A 22,984-nucleotide genomic window follows, 5' to 3' on the forward strand; every position below is an offset into this window, starting at 1 on the left:
GGCGCACGGCGCGCTCCGCCGTCTGCGCGCCGGTCGGGGGCCGTGCCCCGCCCGCCGCCTCCGCGACTACCGTGGGGCGCATGGCACAGGTGGTGTGGCGGGCCGAGGACAGGTATCCGGGCGGTGACCCGAGCGCCGGGATCGACACCCGGCACGCCTTCTCCTTCTCCGGTTTCTACGACCCCGGCAACACCGGCTTCGGACTGCTGGTGGCCTGCAACGAGGAGCGACTCGCACCCGGCGCCGGATTCGACACGCACCCGCACCGAGATGTGGAGATCGTCACCTGGGTCGTCGAGGGCGAGTTGGAGCACACCGATTCCACCGGGCACGCCACCGTGGTGCGCCCCGGCGATGTGCAGCGGCTCGGCGCCGGCAGCGGTGTGCGGCACAGCGAGCGCAACGCGGGCACCGCTGAGCTGCGCTTCGTCCAGATGTGGCTGGTTCCGGGCGTCTTCGGCACCGCACCTGAGTACGAGGTGGTGCGGGGCATCGCGGACAGCACCCCGTTCGCGCTGCCGCGCACCGAGGCCGTGCTGCACGTGCGCCGCCTCGCCGACGGGGAGCGCGCGGCGGTGCCCGACGCCGCGTACTGCTACGTCCATGTGGCGCGCGGCCGGGTGCTGCTGGACGGCGTGGCGCTGGACGGCGTGGCGCTGGGTGCGGGCGACGCGGCACGGCTGACCGGGGAGCAGCAGGGCCGGGAGCTGCGCGCGGAGGGCGGGGCCGAACTGCTGCTGTGGGAGATGCATGCGGAACCCGCCTACGGTTGAGCCCCCACCCCGCCTGCCACCGAGCCCGCGCGGCACGCAGGCGGTCGGCGGCCGGCCGCGTACGCCGGCATGAGCACGCCGTCACGAGCGCGCCGTCAGATGTACGCAGTCCCGTGTACGCACGCATGTACGCACTCCCGCGTGCGCCGTCGTGTGTTGCCGCCACGCATGCGCCGTCGTGTGCCTGCTGCCTCAGCCCGAAAGCTCCGCCAGCACCGCGTCCGTGAACGGTGTCCACGCCTCCACGGCCCAGGGGCCGAAGTCCCGGTCGGTCAGCACCACACAGGCCGCGCCTGCCCGCGGGTCGACCCACAGGAACGTGCCGGACTGGCCGAAATGCCCGAAAGTGCCGGGTGCGGACGTCTCGCCCGTCCAGTGCGGGGACTTGCCGTCGCGGATCTCGAACCCCAGGCCCCAGTCGTTCGGCTTCTGGTGGCCGTAGCCGGGCAGCACGCCGCTGAGCCCGGGGAAGACCACCGAGGTCGCCTGCCGCACCGTGGAGGGGTCCAGCAGGGCGGGGGACTGCAGTTCGGCGGCGAACCGGGTCAGGTCGGCCAGGGTGGAGAAGCCGTCCTTGGCGGCCGAGCCGTCCAGTTCGGTGCCGGTCATGCCCAGCGGATCGAGCACGCCCTCGCGCAGGTACTGCGCGAAGGGCATCCCGGTCGCCTTGGCGAGGTGGTCGGCCAGTGCTTCGAATCCCGCGTTCGAGTAGATCCGGCGGGTGCCGGGCTCGGCCATGGTCCGGTGCTCGTCGAAGGCGAGCCCCGAGGTGTGCGCCAGCAGGTGCCGGACTGTCGAACCCTCGGGCCCGGCAGGCTCGTCCAGTTCTACGGCGCCCTCCTCCAGTGCCATCAGCGCCGCGTAGGCGGTCAGCGGCTTGGTGACCGAGGCCAGTGCGAAGCGCTGCGCGGCCGGGCCGCGTGTTCCGGCCACGGTCCCGTCGGCGCGTACGACGGCCGCCGCGGTTGTGGGCACCGGCCAGGTCTCGATCATCCGCAGGCTGTCCATGGCACCGAGCCTAACGGCGCCGAAGTGCCGCCGATTCCCCCCCTTGCTTCGAGTGCACTCCAAGTCCGTAGCGTTCACTTGTGACCATGACGCAGCCGGAGAAACCGCCGACATCGCAGCCCCAGGCACCGGCACGGTGCGCCGAGGCTCCCCGCACCGGCCGACGGTCCGACGGGCAGCACCGCTACACCATCAGCGAGGCAGCGGAACTGAGCGGACTGAGCGCGCACACCCTGCGCTGGTACGAGCGGATCGGCCTGATGCCGCATGTGGACAGGTCCCACACCGGCCAGCGCCGCTTCTCCGACCGGGACCTGGACTGGCTGGACCTGGTCGGCAAACTCCGGCTGACCGGGATGCCCGTGGCGGACATGGTGCGCTACGCGGAAATGGTGCGCCAGGGCGAGCAGACGTTCGGCGAGCGCAAGGCCCTCCTGGAGGCCACCCGCGAGGACGTGCTCGCCCGGATCGCCGAGCTGCGCGACACCCTCGAGGTCCTCGACTACAAGATCGACCACTACTCGCGCAGCACCGACGATCTCCCGGCGATCCGCGCGGTCATGGCCTCGGCCGCCGCTGACGCCTCCGCCGAGCGGCGATCCCCGCACTCGGCCGCGGAAGCGTAGCCGCGGCCGTCGGCCCGCCGGTGCCCGGGCGCGCGAATGCGCTCACGGCGCGCGCCGGCATCCGGCAGCCCGGGGCCCGGCGTGCCCCAGGCCACGTGCGCCTGCATCGGCGTCCGGCCGCCCGGTACCTGCCCGGCGTCCGGACCACCCGTCCGCAACCCGCTCGGCGCGCGTGCCTCAGCGGACGGCGGCGCACTCCCGGGAGGCGGGGGCGCACCGGACCGATCCGTAGGCGCGCAGCGCGATCGAGGCGAAGTTGTCCAGCGAGTCGGTGCCCGGCTTCAGATAGCCGCTGTGCCCGTCGGCGTCGGCCGCGGTGACGACCCGGGCTCCGAACCCGGTGTCGGCGGGGTCGGTGCCGTGCCCCAGGCCGAGCAGTCGCACGTGCGGCACGCGGCCGATCCAGTCCTCCGCAGCCCGTGCCGCCCACACCGGCACCCGGGTGTGCAGGTCCGCCACCGAGTCGGCCCGCATCCCGGGGGAGCCGAAGACGATCAGCCCGGCGGCCTCGGACCGGTCGAGCCGGGCCGCGGCCCGGCCGCACACGACCGACCCGTAGCTGTGGCACAGCACCGCGGGAGCCGGAGTCCCGTTTTGCGCCAGCCCGTCCAGGAAGCGCACCAGCCGCGGTGCTCCGGCGTCCGCGAGCTTCCCCGTCGCGGCGTCCGGGCCCAGGCCGACCGGTGTGGTGTAGCCGACCCAGGCGATGACGGCGCTGCGGGTGTGCGGGGCGCGCCGCACCATCCGGTCGTGCAGCGCGGCGGCCATCCCGGCGGGCCTGCCGTAGCGGTTCCCGCCGCCGCGGTCGAAGCCGGCCAGGTCGATGTCGGAGCCGGGTACGACGACTGCGGTCCTGGTGGCGTGCGCGAGGTCTCCGAAGACCTCGGCGACCTGGCCCCGGCCGCGTGGATCGAAGGCCAGGATCCGTCGTCCGGGGGCGAGCAGCCGGGCGTACCGCCGGACCTTCCTCCGGGCCTCCCGGTGGTCCTCCCGGGTCAGTTCCTCAGCCCGTGCCCGCGCCGACTGCTTCCGCTGCTCCCGCTTGAGCGCCAGCCGGTTCGCCTGATACCTCACACGCAGGGGGACGCCGTCCAGATTCCCCACCGTCATCGCATGGCGCCGCACCAGCCCCCGCCGCTCGCTTCCGCTCAGCCCCGCGAAGAATCCGGCGACCCGTTCGGGGTCGGCCGTTGCGGGGTCCGGCAGCGGGCGCCCCAGCGCACGGTCCGCGCGCCAGGCGGCGGCCCCCGGCGCGGGCCCGGTCACCGGGGTCTGCTGCGTGCCGCTGGTCACCCCCACCGTGGTGGCGAGCACCGCTCCCACGAGCGGGGCGACGAGCAGAGCACGCGTGCGGCGGCGCTTCATGGGCCTGTCCCTCCTCCCGCCGCCCGAGGAACCTCCGGAGGCGGCAGAAGGAGCGTGCGGCTCCGGCCGTACGTGGGGCGTCACACTGCGGAGCCAACCGACGGGTGCTACCCGGGTAGGGGGTGGCGCAGGGCGCGCCGGCCCGCGCCCGGCGGGCCGCGGATGCCCCGGGCCGGTGGGGCAGAGGACCGCCGGGCCCCGGGCCGGCGGAGGCACGGGCCCGCGCAGCCGCGGGCCGGCGGAGCTACTGGTCGCCCGGCGCGACCAGCCCCGACTCGTAGGCGAAGACGACGGCCTGGGCCCGGTCACGCAGCCCCAGCTTGGCGAAGACGCGGCTCACATGGGTCTTCACCGTCTGCTCGGCCAGCACGAGGAACTCGGCGATCTCGGTGTTGGACCGTCCGCGGGCCACGAGTTCCAGCACCTCGGTCTCCCGTTCGGTGAGTGCCTTCAGCCGCAGTTCGGACGCCGGGGGACGCCCCCGCCGCGGGCCGCTCCCGGACCGCTGCCGGGCGAACTCGGCGATCAGCCGCCGGGTCACCGAGGGTGCCAGCAGAGCCTCGCCCTCGGCGACCACCCGCACCGCGGCGATCAGGTCGGCCGGCGGCGCGTCCTTGAGCAGGAAGCCGCTGGCGCCCAGCCGCAGCGCCTCGTACACATAGTCGTCCACGTCGAACGTGGTCAGCATCAGCACCTTGGGCCGGTGGGTGACCCCCGGGGGCGGGTCGAGGAGCTGCTCGGCCGCCTCCAGGCCGTTCAGTCGCGGCATCCGCACGTCCATCAGCACCACGTCGGGGTGGGCGCGGCGGCACAGCTCGACACCGGCCGCGCCGTCGGGCGCCTCGCCCACCACGTCGATGTCGCTCTGGGCTGTCAGCAGTGCGGCGAAACCCGCCCGGACCATGGCCTGGTCGTCGACGATGACCAGGCGGGTCACCCGGCCGGTCGGGGAGACGCCGGACGCGCCGATGACGTTCATGCCGTGGGGGTGCCTTTCATACGGTCGGGTTGGAGCCGGTGTGCTGCGGGTCGGGTGCGGGCTCGGAGGCCCGGTCCTGCTCCGCGTCCCGCGCCCCGGCCCCGGGGGGCGCCTCGTCGTGCGGTCCGGGCGGAGCGGAGGGGGGCGGGTGCAGCGGCAGCCGGGCCGCGACCCGGAACCCGCCGTCGGACACCGCACCGACCTGCAGGTTCCCGCCGACCAGCCGTACCCGTTCCCGCATCCCGACCAGGCCGTGCCCGGTGCCGGTCGTCTCCAGCGGGGCCGCTTCCGGTTCCGGCGAGGCGCCGTTGACGACCAGTACGGACAGCCACCCTTCGTCCGGCACCGTCACCGAGACGCGGGTCCGGGCGCCGGGCGCGTGCCGCACGACGTTGGCGAGCGCCTCCTGGACGATCCGGTACGCCGAGAGCGTCACGGTCGGCGCCGGAGCGGAATCCGCCCCCGTCGCACCGGTGCCGTCTCCCGTCCGGGTCCCGTCCCCCGCACCGGGCAGCGAGAGGTTCAGCTCGGTGGGCACTCCGGCGCGCACGGTCGCCTCCACGAGCTGCTCCAGCCGCTCCAGGCCGGGCTGGGGGGCGCGTTCACCGCGGGTGGTCTCGCTGCGCAGGACGCCGAGCAGGCGGCGCATCTCGGTCAGCGACTCGCGTGCGGCGGCGGCGATGGAGCCGAACTCCTCGCGCGCCTCCTGTGGCATCTCCGCGATCCGGTAGGGCGCGCTGTCGGCCTGGACGGTGATGACGGACATGTGGTGCGCGACCACGTCGTGCAGTTCCCGCGCGATCCGGGCGCGCTCCTCCAGCAGGGTGCGCTGGGCGCGTTCGGCCTCGCTGATGTGCTCCTGCTCGGCCAGTCGCCGCTGCGCCTCGGCCCGCTCCCGCAGGGTGGCCCCGAGCAGCAGCACGGCGCCGCTGAGCACGATCAGCAGGACGTTCGTCCCCTCGCTGCGCTCGGGCGCGGCGAACCCCAGTGCGAGCGAGGCGGACACCGTCACGAGCCAGACGGCGAGCAGCGTGCGGCGGCCCTCGCGCAGCGCCAGCGCCAGATACAGCACCAGACAGCCCACGATCACCATCGGCGGCCACGGCCAGGGCCGTCCGGCGCCTCCGCCCGTCACCAGCAGTACCAGGGCGCCGGCCAGGTCCGCACCGAAGACGATCCACCAGGCGGGCAGCGGGCGGGTCACCGCCAGGAGCAGGGGCGCGGTCTGCGCCACGCTCAGCGCACCGGCCCAGCCGCCGGGTACCGCGAAGTCGTGGGAGAGCACCTGGGCGGTCACCGGGAGGAGCACGATCGTGAAGCCGGACGCCAGCACATAGGGCAGCAGCCGCACGGTGCGGGAGGCCGCGTGCCCCAGCAGCGGCTCACGCGAGGCGGCGGGGGTGGCCAGTGCGAGGGCGAGTGAGCGCAGGTGGCCCCACAGCGGGGAGAGCGCGGATCCCGGGGTCACAGCTCCGCCAGCAGCTCCGCCTTCTTGGCGGTGAACTCGTGGTCGGTCAGCAGTCCGGCGTCGTGCAGCTCGCCGAGGTGCCGGATGCGTTCGGCGACGTCCGCCGGGTTCGAACGGGGCGGCTGCGGCGTGGGGGCCGAGCAGACGCTCTCAGCATCCCGCACCGGCCCGGCCGCCCGTACCGCCTCCAGGACCGAGGCGGCGAAGGGCAGGGACTCGTAGACGGGGCCGTAGCCGAGACCGAACACCACGGAGGCCGGGTCCTGGTCGGCCTCCGCGAGGATCTCGGCTCCCCGCGGGCGCAGTCGCAGATGGCCGCCGGGGCCCTCGGGCGAGCTCCACTCGACACTCTCCAGCTCGCCGACGGGGAAGTACTGGTCGCCGGCCTTCCATTTGGCCGTCGAGGCACCCGTCCAGAACCAGCGGAAGCCGACTCCCGTGCCGTCGAAGGACGCCTTCCCGTCGTACGCCTTGAAGCTCTGCGGGGCGGAGGGTGCGGCGACGAGGTGGTCCTGGGCGGGTTTGGCCGCCTCCGCGGGCAGGGCGGCTCGCAACTCGGCCGCGTAGCGGTCCGCCAGCGGCTCGCGCTCGGCGGGCAGCACCAGCCGGTAGGGGTCGCTGCTCTCCTTGAGCTGTCCGGCTGCCGCTTCCAGCAGCGGGTCCGCGCCTTCCCGGGGCACGGCGCGCAGTACGACGGTGCCGCGCTTTCCGCCCGGGGTCAGCTCGACGGTGCTCAGCGCCTCGTACGGGATACGCCGTTCCCCGAGCACCTGGAAGAGCTTCGGCGTGCGAATCCCCCGTTCGAAGCGGATGAGCACGGAGTCCGTTGTGAACTCCCAGGTGGAGTGAATTCCAGCCAGTACGTCACCCATGTGGGCCATCGTATGCGGCGGTCGGCTGTCCGTCCCCCCTCCGCCGCTCTCCGTGGCGCTACGCGCGCAGATTCGGGCGTGGGATGCGACCCGGCGGAGTGCTGCGGGCGCCGTGCGTGCCGTCAGGAGGTACCAGGGACCAGAGAGCACCCAGGGTCGGAGGAGGCGCAGACGATGTCCTGGTAGGCGCCGGTGCCGATCGCGGCGAAGTTGGCGAGGCTGCCGGTGTGCGGCACGAAGTAGCCGGTGTGGCCGACGGCGCCGCGGGCCGACAGGTGCCGGGCGCCGAAGCCGTCCGCCACCGGGTCCGCACCGTGCCCGAGCCCTCCGACGTCCAGGTGGGGGACGTCGGCGATCCAGTCGTCGCCGTCCCGCATCGCCCAGACGCGGGCGCGGGTGCCGAGCTGCGCCGCGTTGTCGGCGCGCATCCCCGGGCTGCCCGCGACGGCGATGTCGGTGACGCTGTCCGGCAGCCGGCGCGCCGCCACCCCGCAGACCACCGACCCGTAGCTGTGGCAGAACAGTGCGACCTCGGGAGCGGCCGCGGCCGAGGTCGCGGGCAGGGCGCGGACCAGATCGTCCAGCCGTACCGCGCCGTCCTCGGCGTCTCCGCCCGAGGCGGCGTCCACGCCGAGCCCGGCGGGCGCGGTGTAGTCGGCCCAGGCGATGGTCGCCGTGTGCACGCCGGGGCGGGTGGCGTGCTGCTGCTGTTGCAGCGCGTCGGCCATGCCGACCGGCGCCGCATACTGCCGCGCCGACTTCTCGAAGGTCAGCAGCTCGGTGTCGACGCCGGGGACGACCACCGAGACCCGCCGGGCGTCGCGCAGGTCGCCGAAGACCTCGGCGGCCCGGCCGCGCCCCGTCGGGTCGAAGGCGAGGATCTGCCGCTGCGGGCTCAGCATCGAGGTGAAGCGGTGCATCCGGTGCTCCGCCTGGCTGCGGCCCTCCTCGGTCAGCCGCTCGTCCCGCATCCGCTTGCGCTCGGTGTCGCGGGCCTGGAACAGCGCGGTGCGGTTCGCCCGGTAGCGCAGCTCCAGGGGCGCGCCGCCGAGGTTGCCCACGACGAGCGGGAAGCGTGTGGCGAGGTCCCGCTGCTGGGCCCGGCTCAGTCCGGCGAAGTATCGGGCGATGCTGCGGGGCGGGGCGTCGGGGGCGGGCAGGGGGCGCCCGGCGAGGGATGCCTTCTTCCAGGCGTGCACCGCCGCGGCGCGCGGACCGTCCGCCGCCTGATGCTTGCGCACCGCCGTCCAGCCGGAGGTCGCCAGCAGGACGAGGACGACGGCCAGGGCGAGCACCGCACGCCAGACCGTGATGCCCGGGGCGCCTGGTGCGGGGACGCCGAGTCCGGACAACGGGTTGCCTGGTGCGGGGAAGTAAGTCACTGGGGCGACACCTTAGGAGATGCCGATGAGCGGTCCCGCATTCAGGAACCCCGGGTGAGTCATCTCACGTTTCGTACTGTGCGGTCGGGCCGGAGTGGCGTGTCCGTACCGCGCGGCGGTCACGGTGTGCAACTGCCGCCCTGGGGCCGGGTGTCGGGCTCAGCTCCGCCGTCCCCAGTCGGAGGCGAGTGCGGGCCCCAGTTGCGCGATGTAGTCGCGGGTGACCTCGCGTGCCGTCTCCAGCGAGGCGTCGTTGCGCATGCTCCACTGCCGGGCGGCGGTGCGCATCACCCCGGTGAAGGCGGCGACCAGCACCCGCGGCCGGGGGTCCCGGTCGGCGTCCACCCCGGTGCGCCGGGCGATCTCCTGGACGAGCTTCTCCTCCATCAGCAGCGAGTGCCGCAGATGTGCGGCCAGCAGGGCCGGGGTCACCTCGATGACCTGGCACATCTTCAGGTGGAGAGTGAGCGGGGTGATCTCCTCGACGGCCACTCCCACCTCGTCCCACACGTCGTCGAGGGTGCTGCGCAGGCACTCCAGCGGCGGCTCGGCCACCGGGCGGGCGCACACGGCCTCGTAGTAGATGCGCTCCACCATGTTCTGCAGGAAGAGCGCGACCTCCTCCTTGTTCGCGAAGTAGCGGAAGAAGGTGCGCTGGGAGACGTCGACGGCCTCGGCGATCTGGTCGACGGTGGTGGACTCGTAGCCCTGCGTGACGAAAAGTTCGTGGGCGGCCACGATCAGCGCGTCTCTTGTGCGCTGTTTCTTCCGTTCGCGCAGCCCCGTCAATGCCGCTTCCTCTCTCCGGCGATGCGCTCACGATGCGTGAGTGCCAACTGTCATTTACCGACTAATAATTTAGTTTGTCAATTGTCAGCGGCTGTCATTATCCTCCGGCCATGACCACCCAGACCAGCACCGTCGCGGACGACGCGCCGGATCCAGCACCCGCCGACGGCGGCGGCCCGGAGCCCCGCAGCGGGCTGCGCGGACACCCGTGGCTGACCCTCGTCACCGTCGCCTTCGGGGTCGCGATGGTCGCCCTCGACGGGACGATCGTCGCCATCGCCAACCCCGCCATCCAGCACGACCTCGACGCCTCCCTGGCCGACGTCCAGTGGATCACCAACGGCTATCTGCTCGCGCTCGCGGTCTCGCTGATCACCGCGGGCAAGCTCGGCGACCGCTTCGGGCACCGGCAGACCTTCCTCGGCGGCGTGGTCGGCTTCGCCGCTGCCTCCGCCGCCATCGGCCTGTCCGGCAGCGTGGCGCTCGTCATAACCTTCCGGGTGCTCCAGGGCCTGTGCGGTGCTCTGCTGATGCCGGCCGCGCTGGGCCTGCTGCGTGCCTCCTTCCCCGCCGAGCGGCTGAACGCGGCCATCGGCATCTGGGGCGCGGTCATCGGCGCCTCGACGGCGGCCGGGCCGATCGTCGGGGGGCTGCTGGTCGAGCACAAGGGCTGGGAGTCGGTCTTCTTCATCAACATCCCGGTCGGCGCACTCGCACTGGTGATGGGGCTCGTCCTGCTGCTGGACCGGCGGTCGAAGGACGCCCCCCGGTCCTTCGACCTGCTCGGCATCCTCCTGCTGTCCGGTGCCATGTTCTGCCTCGTCTGGGCCATCATCAAGGCGCCGGACTGGCACTGGGGCGACCCCCGGACCCTCGGATTCCTGGCCGTCTCCGTGCTGGCCTTCGGCGTCTTCGGCTTCTGGGAGACCAGGGTCGCGGAACCGCTGCTGCCGATGAGCATGTTCCGCTCCATACCGCTGACCGCCGGAACCGTGCTGATGGTGCTCATGGCCTTCGGCTTCATGGGCGGCATCTTCTTCGTCACCTTCTACCTGCAGAACGTCAACGGCCTCTCGCCGGTGGACAGCGGGCTGCGCCTGCTGCCGCTCACCGCGATGATGATCGTCGCCTCACCGCTGGCCGGCGCCGTCATCACCAAGGTCGGCCCCCGCGTTCCGCTGGCCGCCGCCATGATTCTGGCGGCCGTCGCCATGTTCGGACTCTCCACCCTGGAGGCGGACAGCGGGATGGGCGTCACCTCCCTGTGGTTCGCCCTGCTGGGCCTCGGGCTCGCACCGGTGATGGTCGGCGCCACGGAAGTGATCGTCGGCAACGCGCCGCTGCAGCACGCGGGTGTCGCGGGCGGGCTCCAGCAAGCGGCCATGCAGGTGGGCGGCAGCCTCGGCACGGCCGTGCTCGGCGCCGTGATGGCCTCCCGGGTCGGCAGCGAACTGCCCCGCAAGTGGGCCGAGGCCAAGCTGCCGCCGCTGTCGGGCGAGAAGGAGGCCGCCCTCAGGGACGCGGCCGAGGTGGGCATCGCACCCGTGCCGAAGGGGACGCCGGAACGGATGGCGGAGGCGATCGAGCACGCCGTGCACGGCGCCTTCGTCTCGGGCATGGGCCTGGCGTTCGTCTGCGCGGGCATCGTCTCGGTCCTGGCCGCGGGCGTGGCCGTCTTCACCAGCCGCGGCAAGAACGACGCCGGGCCCTCCGTGCACGTCTGAGGAGGGTCCTGCCCGGAGGGCCGCACACGAGGCCCCTGGGGAACTGCCTTCCGGAGCCGGTTGCCGGTTGCGGGGTACGGAGCGGGTCCTCGGCGAACCCTGCCGACCCGCCGACGGGAGGCCGGGGCGCCCCGGCCTCCCGGCTCCAGGACCCTCCCGGCTCGGTGGACCCGCGCTCGACACGTCCCGCTGCTGTCTCCGGCCGCTGCCACGTACGGACCGAGCACAGCGTGGCGGACCGGATCGTTTCCCGGCCCGGTGTCGCCGGTGACGGTGGACAACTCGCGAGTTGTGGACAACTCCACCACCTGTCCCGGTGAACCGGGCCGTTTGCCCTTGGCTGCCCTTCCGCGGCGCGGACATGCTGGTCACACGCCGGGCGACGACGTGCCCGGCCTTCAGCGGGGGAGTGATCAGCCGTGCAAGGCATGTTCGGACGAGGTCCGAGGAGGGCGGCCGGAATCCTGGCCGTGACCGCGCTGGCGGTGGCGCTGACAGCCACCGCGCAGCCGGTGGGGGCGCAGCCCCAGCAGCGGGCGGCGGCGCGGGGCTCCGCCGTGCACCACCAGACCGCCGAGAGGAAGGCCGCGCCCAGGCTGGGAGAGTGCGGACCGGGGGAGCTGTGTCTGTGGGAGCGTACGGAGTTCAAGGGCGAACCGCGCGTCCATGAGCTGCGTGGTATCGACATCGAGAGCTGTACGCCGCTGAGGGGTGGCGCCTCGGCCACCTCGGCGGCCAACCGCACCGGCCGCCCGGTCACGCTCTACCAGAGCGAGGAGTGTGCGGAGACGGCCGAGTTCCACACCCACCCCTCGGGATCCTGGACGCCCGAGCTGCCCTATCGGGTGCGGGCCTTCAAGGTCTGGGAGCACTGAGGTGCGCACCGGGCGCGCGGGGCACTCGACCGCGTTCCCCAGTCCGGTGGCCGGGTGCGGTCCAGGAACGGACCGCACCCGGCCACCGGAGCCGGGCCGGGAGCCTGCGGGCTCCCGACCGACAGGACCTGGATCAGGCGTCGCCTCCGGCGGTGCCCGGATCGGCCGCCGCGACCTCCAGCAGCCGGTAGCGGTCGATGGCCTGCTTCAGCGCGGAGCGGTCCACCTTCCCCTCCTTCGCCAGTTCGGTCAGTACGCCCAGCACGATCGACTGCGCGTCGATGTGGAAGAAGCGGCGCGCGGCACCCCGGGTGTCGGCGAAGCCGAACCCGTCGGCGCCCAGCGACTGGTAGGTGCCCGGCACCCAGCGCGAGATCTGGTCCGGCACGGCCCGCATCCAGTCCGAGACGGCCACCTTGGGCCCCTCGGCCCCCTGCAGTTTGCTGGTGACGTAGGGGACGCGCTGTTCCTCGTCGGGGTGCAGGAGGTTGTGCTCCTCCACCTCCACGGCGTCGCGCCGCAGTTCGTTCCAGGAGGTCGCCGACCACACATCGGCCTTGACGTCCCACTCCTCGGCGAGGATCCGCTGCGCCTCCAGCGCCCACGGCAGGGCCACACCGGAGGCCAGAACCTGCGCGGCATGGGTGCCTCGCTCGGCAGCCCGATAGCGGTAGAGGCCCTTGAGAATCCCCTCCACATCCACGTTCTCCGGCTCGGCGGGCTGCTGGATGGGCTCGTTGTAGACCGTCAGGTAGTAGAAGACGTCCTCGCCCTGCGGATGCTCGGCGCTGGAGCCGTACATCCGGCGCAGCCCGTCCCGGACGATGTGGGCGATCTCGAACCCGAAGGCCGGGTCGTAGGCGACCACTGCGGGGTTGGTCGAGGCCAGCAACTGCGAGTGGCCGTCGGCGTGCTGGAGTCCCTCGCCGGTGAGCGTGGTGCGCCCCGCGGTCGCCCCCAGGACGAAGCCCCGCGCCATCTGGTCAGCCATCTGCCAAAACTGGTCGCCGGTCCGCTGGAAGCCGAACATCGAGTAGAAGACGTAGATCGGGATCATCGGTTCGCCGTGAGTGGCGTAGGCGGAGCCCGCGGCGATGGTGGCGGCGGTGCAGCCCGCCTCGGAGATGCCGTCGTGCAGCATCTGTCCGGTGGACGACTCCTTGTAGGCCAGCAGGAGTTCCCGGTCCACGGACTCGTAGAGCTGCCCCAGCGGGTTGTAGATCTTGGCCGAGGGGAAGAAGGAGTCCATTCCGAAGGTGCGGTACTCATCGGGTGCGATCGGCACGAAGCGCTTGCCGATCTCCTTGTCCCGCATCAGGTCCTTCAGCAGCCGCACGAACGCCATCGTGGTGGCGATCTGCTGGTGCCCGGAGCCCTTCTTCAGCGTGGCGTAGGCCTTCTCGTCCGGAAGCCGCAGCGGCTTGGCCCGGTTGACCCGGGTCGGCACATAGCCGCCGCACTCCTGGCGGCGGTCGTGCATGTACTGGATCTCCTCGGAGTCGCGGCCGGGGTGGTAGTAGGGCGGCAGACCCGACTCCAACTCGCTGTCCGGGATCGGCAGGTGCAGCCGGTCGCGGAACCCCTTCAGATCGTCGACCGTCAGCTTCTTCATCTGATGGGTCGCGTTGCGGCCCTCGAAGTTCGGGCCCAGCGTCCAGCCCTTGATCGTCTGCGCCAGGATGACGGTCGGCTGTCCCTTGTGCTCGGCCGCCGCCTTGTAGGTCGCATAGACCTTGCGGTGGTCGTGGCCGCCCCGGCCCAGGTGCAGAAGCTGGTCGTCGGTCATGCCCTCGACCATCTTGCGCAGCCGCTGGTCGCCGCCGAAGAAGTGCTCCCGGATGTAGGAGCCGCTCTCGGTCGCATACGTCTGGAACTGACCGTCCGGCGTCGTGTTCAGCTTGTTGACCAGCACACCGTCCCGGTCCTGGGCCAGCAGCGGGTCCCAGGAGCGGTCCCACACCAGCTTGATCACGTTCCAGCCGGCGCCGCGGAAGTAGGACTCCAGCTCCTGGATGACCTTCCCGTTGCCCCGGACGGGCCCGTCCAGCCGCTGCAGATTGCAGTTGATGACGAAGGTGAGGTTGTCCAGCCCTTCGCGGGCGGCCAGGGAGAGTTGGCCGAGGGACTCGGGCTCGTCCATCTCGCCGTCGCCGAGGAAGGCCCACACCCGGGACTTGGAGGTGTCGGCGATACCGCGGGACTCCATGTAGCGGTTCATCCGCGCCTGGTGGATCGCGCCGATCGGACCCAGGCCCATGGAGACGGTGGGGAACTCCCAGAAGTCCGGCATCAGCCGCGGATGCGGATAGCTGGGCAGCCCGTGCGGCGCCTTGCTCTTCTCCTGACGGAAGCCGTCGAGCTGGGCCTCGCTGAGCCGGTCGAGCAGGTAGGCGCGAGCGTAGATACCGGGGGAGGCGTGGCCCTGGAAGAAGATCTGGTCCCCGCCGTCGCCCTCGTCCTTGCCGCGGAAGAAATGGTTGAAGCCCACGTCGTAGAGCGAGGCGGAGGAAGCGAAGGTGGCGATGTGACCGCCCACCCCGATCCCGGGCCGCTGGGCACGCGAGACCATGACGGCCGCGTTCCACCGGGTCGCGTTGAGGATCTTGCGCTCGATCTCCTCGTTGCCGGGGAAGAAGGGCTCGTCCCTGGTCGCGATGGTGTTCACATAGTCCGTGCTGCGCATCTCCGGGACGGCGACACGCTTCTCGCGGGCGCGCTCGATGAGCCGGAGCATGAGGTAGCGGGCGCGTTCCCGTCCGCGCTCGTCGACGGCTGCGTCGAGCGAGTCGAGCCATTCCTGGGTCTCTTCAGGATCGAAATCCGGGACCTGGCTGGGAAGGCCGCCAATGATGATCGGGTTGCGATCGGATCCGGAAGCCACGCTGTTCCTTCGCTGTATCGGTCGGATGGTGCTCGGGGCCGGGCGGCGGCGGACGCCCTGGATCGTGCTCAGCGGAGCGGCGCGCCGCCTCCATCGTGGACCGCCGCCGCTGTGACGTCATCTCTACCGATAAGTAACCCAGCGCCTTTCGAGGCGGGCCGGAAAGGGGTGTACGCAGGTGCAACGACGCGGTCGACCTGCCACCTTACGCCCGTTCCGGGGCGAGGTCCGCGCTCTGCACCGACCACCCCAAACGTACGTTCGGCCCTGCGGGCACCCTTGCGGCTCCCCCGGGTCAGCCGGGGCAAACCTGGCAGATCCTGGCGGCTGCAATGTGGCCTGAATCACTCTCGATCAGGCATTGTGGTATGAGACGTCAACGTTTGGGCGGGATGGAAGGCCGGGTACTTGCGTGATCCGGCCCGCCCGTGTGGACTACGGCCCATGCCTCGCGTACGCGCGGGGTCGCAACCCCATATTCGTAAGACATGACTGGAGGCAATCCGTGAGCGCGACCGCGGACCACGCGGAGGAGCGGACCAACCCCGCCGCAAGGCTGGGTTTCCAGCCCGGACAGGTGGTCCAGGAGATCGGCTACGACGACGACGTCGATCAGGAGCTCCGCGAGTCCATCGAGGAGATCACCGGCGCGGAACTGGTCGACGAGGATTACGGCGATGTGGCCGACGCCGTGGTGCTGTGGTTCCGCGACGAGGACGGCGACCTGACGGACGCGCTGGTGGACGCCACCACGATGATCGACGAAGGTGCCCCCGTCTGGCTGCTGACCCCCAAGACGGGCCGCGAGGGCTACGTGGAGCCCAGCGACATCGGTGAGGCAGCCCAGACCGCCGGGCTCGCCCAGACCAAGAGCTTCAACGCGGCCAAGGACTGGACGGGCAGCCGTCTGGTCACTCCGAAGGGATCCCCGAACAAGCGCTGACCGGCGCTTGCGCCCCGCATCGGTACACCACGGACGGTGCTGCGCGGAGACCGAGCCCGTTTCGGGCCTCCTTCCGCGCCGGCTGCCGCCGACTACCGCCTCACGACCGCTTCCGGTGCGTGTCCGACGCGTTCCGACGCGAACGAACCGAGCCCCTGACCGGCCCCCGGCCGGCGGGGGCTCGGTGCATAGGGTGGGGGCGACCGTTTCCGCCCACCGAAGGGAACCCGCCATGGCGATCGAGGCCGGCACCAAGGCACCCGACATCGAGCTCAAGGACCAGCACGGCCAGACCGTGCGGCTCTCGGACTACCAGGGCGAGAAGAACGTCGTCCTGCTCTTCTACCCGTTCGCCTTCACCGGCGTGTGCACCGGGGAGCTGTGCGCCCTGCGGGACGAGCTTCCCCGCTTCGTCAACGACGACGTGCAGCTGCTGGCGGTCTCCAATGACTCGCCGTTCGCGCTGCGCGTCTTCGCCGAGCAGGAGGGGCTGGAGTACCCGCTGCTGTCCGACTTCTGGCCGCACGGTGCGGCGTCGCGCGCCTACGGAGTGTTCGACGAGGAGAAGGGCTGCGCGGTGCGCGGCACCTTCATCATCGACAAGGAGGGCACCGTGCGCTGGACCGTCGTCAACGGGCTGCCCGACGCGCGGGACCTCAAGGAGTACGAGCGGGAGCTCGAGAAGCTCTGACGGTCGGCCGGGCCGTCGCGCCGGGGCGCGCCTCCGGGCGCTCCGGCAACGCTCGGAACACCCCCGATTCCGCTCGGTAAGAGGGCTGTGTCCCGGGGAACCGCTCACTAGGATCGAATCGTTGATCCGACGGCATCCGAAACGGGGGCACGCGGTGTCCTCACGAAACAACTGACCAGGAGGACTCGTGGGAGTCAGCCTCAGCAAGGGCGGCAACGTCTCGCTGACCAAGGAAGCGCCCAACCTGACCGCGGTCATCGTCGGTCTCGGCTGGGACGCCCGTACGACCACCGGCAGCGACTTCGACCTCGACGCGAGCGCCCTGCTGACGAACGCGGAGGGCAAGGTCGCCAACGACCAGAACTTCGTGTTCTTCAACAACCTCAAGAGCCCCGACGGCTCCGTCGAGCACACCGGTGACAATCTCACCGGCGAGGGCGAAGGCGACGACGAGGTCATCAAGGTGAACCTCGCCGGAGTGCCGGCCGACGTCGAGAAGATCGTCTTCCCCGTCTCGATCTACGAGGCGGAGAGCCGCCAGCAGAGCTTCGGCCAGGTGCGGAACGCCTACATCCGCGTCGTCAACCAGGCCGACAACGCCGAGCTGGCGCGCTACGACCTCAGCGAGGACGCGTCGACCGAGACGGCGATGGTCTTCGGTGAGCTCTACCGGCACGGTGCGGAGTGGAAGTTCCGTGCTATCGGCCAGGGCTACGCCTCGGGTCTGCGCGGCATCGCGCAGGACTTCGGCGTGAACGTCTGAGGGAAACCGCAGGGCATGCGCCCACCGGCCCGGTCGACGGGCCGCAGGGCGCCCCTGCCGGAGACCGGCAGCCACGGGCGCCGCAGACTTCCGTGCCCCGGAGGTGTGCGGCGCCCGGTGGTACGGAGAGACTGGACGCACTGTGGCGCGGGCCGCACGGCCGAGCCACCAGCCGGGGAGAGGACCAGAACACATGAGCGTCACGCTCGCCAAAGGGGGAAACGTCTCCCTCTCGAAGGCCGCACCGAACCTGACCCAGGCGCGGGTCGGTCTGGGCTGGAAGGCCCGATCCACCACGGGCGCCGACTTCGACCTCGACGCCAGCGCACTGCTGTGCTCCGGCGGCCGGGTTCTCGGCGACGAGTACTTCATCTTCTACAACAACCTCAAGAGCCCGGACGGCTCCGTCGAGCACACCGGCGACGAGCTGGTCGGCGGCACGGGCAGTGACGACGACGAGACGGTCCTGGTGGACCTTCCGCTCGTGCCGACGCAGGTGGACAAGATCGTCTTCGCTGTCTCGATCTACGAGGCCGAGGGCCGGCACCAGACCTTCGGCCAGGTCGCCGAGGCGTACATCCGCGTCGTCAACCAGGAGGACGGCATCGAGCTGGCCCGCTACGACCTCACCGAGGACGCCTCCTCCGAGACTGCGATGATCTTCGGAGAGCTTTACCGCTACAGCGGGGAATGGAAGTTCCGTGCCGTCGGTCAGGGGTATGCGTCGGGCCTGCGGGGCATCGCTCTAGACTTCGGCGTCAATGTCGCCTAGACGACTCATGTCGACTGGACGACTTCGAGGTCGCAGTCGTCAAAGGGCCTTCGCCCTGTTGTGAACCTATGCAGACCGGACAGCGGATTGGGAAGCCAGTGCTCCTGAAAACCTTTGGCTGGTCCTTCGGCGTCACCGCCGTCGGACTGGCCGCAGCGGCGTTCTTCTGGGGGTGGGAGGCGTTCGCCCTCGTGGCGATCCTTTCCGTCCTGGAGATCTCCCTGTCGTTCGACAACGCGGTCGTCAACGCCGGCGTGCTGAAGAAGATGAATGCCTTCTGGCAGAAGATCTTTCTCACCGTCGGCATTCTGATCGCGGTATTCGGCATGCGGCTGGTCTTCCCGGTCATCATTGTCGCCATCAGTGCGCAGGTCGATCCGATCGAGGCCGTACGGGTCGCGCTGGACAACCCCGACCGCTATGAGCAGTTGGTCACGGACGCGCATCCGGCCATTGCCGCGTTCGGTGGGATGTTCCTGTTGATGATCTTCCTCGACTTCATCCTCGAGGAGCGGGAGGAGACCTGGGTCGGCTGGCTGGAGCGCCCGCTCGCCCGGCTCTCCAAGATCGACGGGCTCTCCGTCTGCATCGCCCTGGTCGCCCTGCTGGTCACGGCGACCACGCTGGCCACCACCGCACACCAGCACGCCGGGCACGCCGACAAGTCGGGCACGGTGCTGCTCTCGGGTGTCGCCGGACTCATCACCTACCTGATCGTCAACGGACTCTCCGGCCACTTCGAGGACAAACTCGAAGAGGAGGAGGAGCGCGAGCACGAGGAGGAAGAGCAGGCCAAGAAGGCGGGGAAGCAGCCCTCGGCCGTCGGGCTGGCCGGCAAGGCGGCCTTCTTCATGTTCCTCTACCTCGAGGTCCTGGACGCGTCGTTCTCCTTCGACGGTGTCATCGGCGCCTTCGCGGTCACCAACCAGATCTTCTGGATGGCGCTCGGCCTGGGCATCGGCGCGATGTACGTCCGCTCGCTCACGGTCTACCTGGTGCGCCAGGGCACTCTGGACGATTACATCTATCTGGAGCACGGCGCGCACTACGCCATCGGCGCCCTCTCGGTGATCCTGCTCGTCACGGTCAAGTACCAGATCAACGAAGTGATCACCGGCCTGGTCGGCGTCGTGCTGATCGCGCTCTCCTTCTGGTCCTCGCTGCGCCGCAACCGCGCCATCGAGGCGGCCGGGGGCGACGGGGACGGCGGGAGCGATGGGGAGGATCCAGAGCAATCCGAGGTCACCGCGCGCGTGTGACAGGCTGCTGATTGAGGAACGCTCCCAGCGGGGCGGCTTCCGTGACGGTGCGGGCCGAAGGGGTCCGCGCGGGCGTCCCGGAGCCGCCCCGCTGCAGTGAGTCGGGGCTCGAGCGCGAGTGGGGGTGCGGGATGGTCTCCCTGTGGGAGAACTGGCGGCGGGGTGTGGGCATGTCCCGGCGCGGACCCAAGTTCGACACGGTCGGCGGTCCTTCGACGTATGCGATGGAGCTGACCAAACGGCACGCGGAGCTGTCGCTGACCAAACAGGGTGCCGACACCGGCAGCCTGCAGGTCAACCTCTCCTGGCGGATGCGCAGTTCGGACGTGGAGGGGGTCGGCCGGCGGACCGGCGGTTCGCTCCGGCACCCGCTCAGAGCGTTCAAACCGACCGTGGTGCAGGCCCACACCCAGGGCGTCGTCAACGTCGACCTGGACCTGGCGTGCATGTACGAGCTGACGGACGGTACCAAGGGCGTCGTCCAGCCGCTCGGCAACTTCCTGGGGGACTGGAACGCGCCCCCCTACATCAAGCTCACCGGTGACGACCGGTTCGGCTCGCCCTCCGGGGAGACGCTCTACGTCAACCTCGATCACCGGGACGAGCTGAAGCGGCTGCTCTTCTTCGTCTACATCTACGACGGCACCCCGGCCTTCGACCGGACGCACGCGGTCGTCACGCTCATCCCCAGCAACGGACCACATGTGGAGGTGGGGCTGGACGAGCGCGCTCCGCAGGCCCGCTCGTGCGCCGTGCTGCTGATGGAGAACGTCAAGGGCGAGCTGAAGGTGCGCCGCGAAGTCCGCTACGTCTACGGCTTCCAGGCGGAGCTGGACCGGCTCTACGGCTGGGGCCTGCAGTGGGGCCGGGGCTACAAGACGCAGAAGGTCTGAGCCCGACGACAGGCCCCGGCCCGCCGCCACCCGCCGGACCTCCGCCGCGACGCCCTGATGCTGCGACGCCGCGCCCCGACGCGCCCCGACGCCGCGACACCTCCGTGACGCGGGTGCGGCGTGCATGTGGCGGGGCCTCGGCCGGTCCGCACCGGCCGGTGCCCCGTCGTGCCGTACCCCGGCGCCCCCGATGCCGTAGGGCGCCGAGGCGGAAGCCCTCGCCAGCAGGGACGCTGCCCGCGGGCCGCGCCCGGCGCCGGCCGGCCGCGCTCAGCGGTTCAGGAACTGCGGGCCCTGGGGCGGCAGCGCGAACGCCGGGTCCGGCTGCGGGTAGCCATAGGTGGGCTGCGGGTAGCCGTAGGCCGGCTGGGTGGCGGGCGGCTGCTGGGGCGGATGGTGCGGTGGCTGCGGGAAGCCGTAGCCGGGCGGCTGCTCCGGCGGGGCCGGGACGCCCGCCACCCCCTGGGGCCCGAACGGTGGCGCGCCGGGCGGCGGCACCTGCGCCGTGACGGCCGAGGCCGACACGCCGGCCGGGTCCGGCTGCGGCTCCGGGGGCTCCGGCGCGGGCGGCTGCGGCGGCGGCGCGGGGTCCGGCCCGGGCACGGGACCGGGCCCGGGGGTGGGCCCCGGCGGCGGACCGGGCGGACCCGGCGGCACCGGCTCGGGGCCGGGCTCCGGCGGCGGCCCGGGTTCCGGGTGCGGCTCGGGCGGTACCGGGTCGGGCTCCGGGAAGCCCGGCTCGGGCGGCGGCTGGGGCACCGTCCCGGCGGGCGAGCCGAGCCGGAAGTCCTCGGAGCCGAGGGTGTCGGGCCGGGGCGTGTGGGCCACGGTCGCGTCCGGATCGTGCTCGGGGGAGTGCGGCTGCGGGTCGGTGCGCTGCCCGGATCCGGCCTGGGCGGCCTCGCTCTCGTCGACGGTGATGCCGAACTCGGTGGCGAGGCCGACCAGCCCGGTGTCGTAGCCCTGACCCAGCGCGCGGAACTTCCAGCTGTCTCCGCGCCGGTAGAGCTCGCCGCAGACCATGGCCGTCTCGCCGCCGGTCTCCGGTTCGATGTCGAAGCGGGCGAGGAGCGCTCCGCCGGGCCCGGGCTCGGTTCCGCCGTCCGGGTTGGCCGCGTCGTGCAGCAGCAGCCGCAGTTCCCGGACCGCGGCGAAGCTGCCGCCGTCCGCGGAGGCGGCCAGCAGCACGCGGTCCACGGAGGCGTCCAGCGCACCCAGGTCGGCCTCGACGGTGTCGCGCAGCCCTTCGGGCTCGCGTTTCTTGGCCAGGTGCCGCACCAGTCCCGAGGGGTGGCGCGGCTGGTTGTAGAAGATGAAGTCGTCGTCGGAGCGGACCTTGCCGTCCGGGCCGAGCAGCAGAGCCGAGGCATCGACATCCGGTACTCCGGCGCCGGGGGCCCAGCAGAGCACGGCGCGTACCGTCCTGGACTCCAGCGGGATGTTCGACCCCTTCGTCATCGCGTGCGTCATGTCTTCATCCTGCCCCCGGACGGACCCCCTCGACAACGCGGGATGTGCCGCGGTGGCGACGGGGCGTGGTCGCAGGGGCGCCCGGCGGCTCCGGAGCGGGGGCCGCGGGCGGCCACTGCCGAGGCAGGGGAACTCATGACCGACGCTCGAACGTACGATGAGCAGCGACGCGGCACCACGGCGGCCCCGGCAGGACCACCGCCACCGCGTGACGCCACAGGTACGCCGGAGCGACGCGCACGGGCGCCGGGACGGCGGGACGGGGATATCCATGCGGCATTTCAGGCATCTGACGCCTGAGCGCCGAAGCGCGCTCTTCCACCGTGAGCCGGCCGAGTTCACTTCCGAGGCGGACGCGGGCACCCTCGCGATCGCGCTCGGCGCCACTCTCTACAGCCCGGCCACCAGGCCCGCGCTCGCCGACGACGTGCTCAAGCAGGCGGCACGCGGCGTGGTCTCGATGGTGCTCTGCCTGGAGGACTCGATCGCGGACGCCGAGGTGCCGCTGGCCGAGGCCAACCTCGTCGGCCAGCTCCGGGAGCTGGCCGACCGGGCCGCGGCGGACGAGTTGCCGTTGCTGTTCGTCCGGGTGCGGGAGTCCGGGCAGATCACCGGCCTGGTGCGCAGGCTGGGTCCGGCAGCGCGGCTGCTGTCGGGTTTCGTGCTGCCCAAGTTCACCGGGGACCGCTCGGTGCCGTTCCTGGAGGCGCTCACCGAGGCGGAGGCGGCGTGCGGGCGGCGGCTGTTCGCGATGCCCGTCCTGGAGTCGCCCGAGCTGCTGCACCGGGAGACCCGCACGGATGCGCTCGCCGGGATCGCCCGCGCCCTGGAGAAGTACCGCGAGCGGGTCCTCGCGCTACGGCTGGGCGTCACCGACTTCTGCGCCGCCTACGGGCTGCGGCGCACGCCGGAGATGACCGCCTACGACGTGCAGATCGTCGCCTCGGTCATCGCGGACGTGGTGAACGTGCTGGGCAGGGCCGACGGCACCGGCTTCACGGTGACCGGCCCCGTATGGGAATATTTCCGGCAGCACGAGAGGATGTTCAAGCCGCAGTTGCGGCGGAGCCCCTTCCTGAGCGGTCGCGCCGAGGACGTGCGCGCCGCGCTGATCGAGCACGATCTGGACGGTCTGCTGCGCGAGATCGAGCTGGACCGGGCGAACGGCCTGCTGGGCAAGACCTGCATCCATCCCTCGCACGTGGCTCCCGTCCATGCGCTGTCGGTCGTCAGCCACGAGGAGTTCTGCGATGCGACCGATGTGCTGCGCCCCGAGCGCGGCGGTGGCGGAGTGGTCCGCTCCGCTTATACGAACAAGATGAACGAGGTGAAGCCGCACCGGGCCTGGGCCGAGCGCACACTGCTGCGCGGCGAGGTCTTCGGGGTGGCGCGCGAGGGCGTGAGTTTCGTGGAACTGCTGGCGGCGGGAGTCAAGTGAACGCGAGCGTACG

20 protein-coding genes are annotated in these 22,984 nt (G+C 71.7%); 11 read left to right on the forward strand and 9 right to left on the reverse strand.

Annotated elements, in window-relative coordinates:
- Positions 1–80: 80 nt before the first annotated feature.
- Positions 81–773, forward strand: a complete 693-nt coding sequence (locus ACFYNS_RS02940) for a pirin family protein (protein WP_388600364.1) — start codon at positions 81–83, stop codon at positions 771–773.
- Positions 774–965: 192 nt separating this feature from the next.
- Here the strand turns inward: ACFYNS_RS02940 and ACFYNS_RS02945 are convergent, their stop codons facing one another.
- On the reverse strand, positions 966–1,781 hold the full coding sequence (locus ACFYNS_RS02945) for a serine hydrolase domain-containing protein (protein WP_360292427.1): 816 nt from the start codon (positions 1,779–1,781) through the stop codon (positions 966–968).
- An 86-nt stretch (positions 1,782–1,867) separates the two neighbouring features.
- Between ACFYNS_RS02945 and ACFYNS_RS02950 the strand changes: the two genes are divergently transcribed.
- Complete coding sequence (locus ACFYNS_RS02950) at positions 1,868–2,407, forward strand: MerR family transcriptional regulator (protein WP_360292429.1); 540 nt, start codon at positions 1,868–1,870, stop codon at positions 2,405–2,407.
- 177 nt (positions 2,408–2,584) lie between these two features.
- On the opposite strand, the gene ACFYNS_RS02955 is transcribed toward ACFYNS_RS02950, so the two are convergent.
- The 6 genes from ACFYNS_RS02955 to ACFYNS_RS02980 form a co-directional block, all read right to left on the reverse strand.
- Complete coding sequence (locus ACFYNS_RS02955; RefSeq protein ID WP_388600367.1) at positions 2,585–3,772, reverse strand: alpha/beta hydrolase; 1,188 nt, start codon at positions 3,770–3,772, stop codon at positions 2,585–2,587.
- 244 nt (positions 3,773–4,016) lie between these two features.
- Entirely contained in the window at positions 4,017–4,751 is a 735-nt protein-coding gene (locus ACFYNS_RS02960) for a response regulator transcription factor (protein ID WP_360292434.1), read from the reverse strand.
- A 16-nt stretch (positions 4,752–4,767) separates the two neighbouring features.
- A complete protein-coding gene (locus ACFYNS_RS02965; RefSeq protein WP_360292437.1) occupies positions 4,768–6,219 on the reverse strand; it encodes a sensor histidine kinase in 1,452 nt (483 codons plus the stop codon).
- Positions 6,216–7,091 carry a DUF4429 domain-containing protein gene (locus tag ACFYNS_RS02970; protein ID WP_388600369.1) on the reverse strand — a complete coding sequence of 292 codons (876 nt, stop codon included), beginning with the start codon at positions 7,089–7,091 and terminating at the stop codon, positions 6,216–6,218. Before ACFYNS_RS02970 ends, ACFYNS_RS02965 begins: the two co-directional genes overlap by 4 nt.
- A 122-nt stretch (positions 7,092–7,213) precedes the next feature.
- Complete coding sequence (locus ACFYNS_RS02975; protein WP_388600372.1) at positions 7,214–8,473, reverse strand: alpha/beta hydrolase; 1,260 nt, start codon at positions 8,471–8,473, stop codon at positions 7,214–7,216.
- A 159-nt stretch (positions 8,474–8,632) separates the two neighbouring features.
- Positions 8,633–9,262 carry a TetR family transcriptional regulator gene (locus ACFYNS_RS02980; RefSeq protein WP_360292446.1) on the reverse strand — a complete coding sequence of 210 codons (630 nt, stop codon included), beginning with the start codon at positions 9,260–9,262 and terminating at the stop codon, positions 8,633–8,635.
- Positions 9,263–9,372: 110 nt separating this feature from the next.
- Here ACFYNS_RS02980 and ACFYNS_RS02985 point away from each other — a divergent pair, with 110 nt between their 5' ends.
- Positions 9,373–10,986 (forward strand): MFS transporter, encoded by a 1,614-nt coding sequence (locus ACFYNS_RS02985; RefSeq protein WP_388600374.1) that lies wholly within the window; start codon positions 9,373–9,375, stop codon positions 10,984–10,986.
- A gap of 470 nt (positions 10,987–11,456) precedes the next feature.
- Complete coding sequence (locus tag ACFYNS_RS02990) at positions 11,457–11,861, forward strand: peptidase inhibitor family I36 protein (protein WP_360292451.1); 405 nt, start codon at positions 11,457–11,459, stop codon at positions 11,859–11,861.
- A 133-nt stretch (positions 11,862–11,994) separates the two neighbouring features.
- Here the strand turns inward: ACFYNS_RS02990 and aceE are convergent, their stop codons facing one another.
- On the reverse strand, positions 11,995–14,742 hold the full coding sequence (aceE, locus tag ACFYNS_RS02995; RefSeq protein ID WP_360292453.1) for a pyruvate dehydrogenase (acetyl-transferring), homodimeric type: 2,748 nt from the start codon (positions 14,740–14,742) through the stop codon (positions 11,995–11,997).
- A gap of 505 nt (positions 14,743–15,247) precedes the next feature.
- Between aceE and ACFYNS_RS03000 the strand changes: the two genes are divergently transcribed.
- From ACFYNS_RS03000 to ACFYNS_RS03025, 6 genes are all read left to right on the forward strand, one after another.
- Entirely contained in the window at positions 15,248–15,685 is a 438-nt protein-coding gene (locus ACFYNS_RS03000) for a DUF3052 domain-containing protein (protein WP_388600378.1), read from the forward strand.
- A 232-nt stretch (positions 15,686–15,917) separates the two neighbouring features.
- Positions 15,918–16,376 (forward strand): peroxiredoxin, encoded by a 459-nt coding sequence (locus tag ACFYNS_RS03005; RefSeq protein ID WP_019356027.1) that lies wholly within the window; start codon positions 15,918–15,920, stop codon positions 16,374–16,376.
- 187 nt (positions 16,377–16,563) lie between these two features.
- A complete protein-coding gene (locus ACFYNS_RS03010; RefSeq protein ID WP_019356026.1) occupies positions 16,564–17,139 on the forward strand; it encodes a TerD family protein in 576 nt (191 codons plus the stop codon).
- Positions 17,140–17,332: 193 nt separating this feature from the next.
- The gene (locus ACFYNS_RS03015; protein WP_360292457.1) at positions 17,333–17,911 is read left to right on the forward strand and encodes a TerD family protein; all 579 of its coding nucleotides are present in this window, start codon (positions 17,333–17,335) and stop codon (positions 17,909–17,911) included.
- Between the two features lie 98 nt (positions 17,912–18,009).
- Entirely contained in the window at positions 18,010–19,170 is a 1,161-nt protein-coding gene (locus tag ACFYNS_RS03020) for a DUF475 domain-containing protein (RefSeq protein WP_360292459.1), read from the forward strand.
- 131 nt (positions 19,171–19,301) lie between these two features.
- A complete protein-coding gene (locus ACFYNS_RS03025) occupies positions 19,302–20,063 on the forward strand; it encodes a Tellurium resistance (RefSeq protein WP_360292462.1) in 762 nt (253 codons plus the stop codon).
- 270 nt (positions 20,064–20,333) lie between these two features.
- Here the strand turns inward: ACFYNS_RS03025 and ACFYNS_RS03030 are convergent, their stop codons facing one another.
- Positions 20,334–21,533 (reverse strand): TerD family protein, encoded by a 1,200-nt coding sequence (locus ACFYNS_RS03030; RefSeq protein ID WP_388600381.1) that lies wholly within the window; start codon positions 21,531–21,533, stop codon positions 20,334–20,336.
- A gap of 271 nt (positions 21,534–21,804) precedes the next feature.
- Between ACFYNS_RS03030 and ACFYNS_RS03035 the strand changes: the two genes are divergently transcribed.
- On the forward strand, positions 21,805–22,971 hold the full coding sequence (locus ACFYNS_RS03035; RefSeq protein WP_388600383.1) for an HpcH/HpaI aldolase/citrate lyase family protein: 1,167 nt from the start codon (positions 21,805–21,807) through the stop codon (positions 22,969–22,971).
- Positions 22,972–22,984: the final 13 nt, after the last annotated feature.

This window comes from Streptomyces sp. NPDC006925, assembly GCF_042869575.1.
Taxonomy (GTDB): domain Bacteria; phylum Actinomycetota; class Actinomycetes; order Streptomycetales; family Streptomycetaceae; genus Streptomyces.

Bases quoted from the DNA above. Each gene is read 5' to 3' on its own strand.
- ACFYNS_RS03025 (WP_360292462.1), top strand. From the start codon at position 19,302: ATGGTCTCCCTGTGGGAGAACTGGCGGCGGGGTGTGGGCATGTCCCGG.
- ACFYNS_RS02940 (WP_388600364.1), top strand. From the start codon at position 81: ATGGCACAGGTGGTGTGGCGGGCCGAGGACAGGTATCCGGGCGGTGAC.
- ACFYNS_RS03005 (WP_019356027.1), top strand. From the start codon at position 15,918: ATGGCGATCGAGGCCGGCACCAAGGCACCCGACATCGAGCTCAAGGAC.
- ACFYNS_RS02960 (WP_360292434.1), bottom strand. From the start codon at position 4,751: ATGAACGTCATCGGCGCGTCCGGCGTCTCCCCGACCGGCCGGGTGACC.
- ACFYNS_RS03030 (WP_388600381.1), bottom strand. From the start codon at position 21,533: ATGACGCACGCGATGACGAAGGGGTCGAACATCCCGCTGGAGTCCAGG.
- ACFYNS_RS02970 (WP_388600369.1), bottom strand. From the start codon at position 7,091: ATGGGTGACGTACTGGCTGGAATTCACTCCACCTGGGAGTTCACAACG.
- ACFYNS_RS02985 (WP_388600374.1), top strand. From the start codon at position 9,373: ATGACCACCCAGACCAGCACCGTCGCGGACGACGCGCCGGATCCAGCA.
- ACFYNS_RS02950 (WP_360292429.1), top strand. From the start codon at position 1,868: ATGACGCAGCCGGAGAAACCGCCGACATCGCAGCCCCAGGCACCGGCA.
- ACFYNS_RS03035 (WP_388600383.1), top strand. From the start codon at position 21,805: ATGCGGCATTTCAGGCATCTGACGCCTGAGCGCCGAAGCGCGCTCTTC.
- ACFYNS_RS02955 (WP_388600367.1), bottom strand. From the start codon at position 3,772: ATGAAGCGCCGCCGCACGCGTGCTCTGCTCGTCGCCCCGCTCGTGGGA.
- ACFYNS_RS03015 (WP_360292457.1), top strand. From the start codon at position 17,333: ATGAGCGTCACGCTCGCCAAAGGGGGAAACGTCTCCCTCTCGAAGGCC.
- ACFYNS_RS02945 (WP_360292427.1), bottom strand. From the start codon at position 1,781: ATGGACAGCCTGCGGATGATCGAGACCTGGCCGGTGCCCACAACCGCG.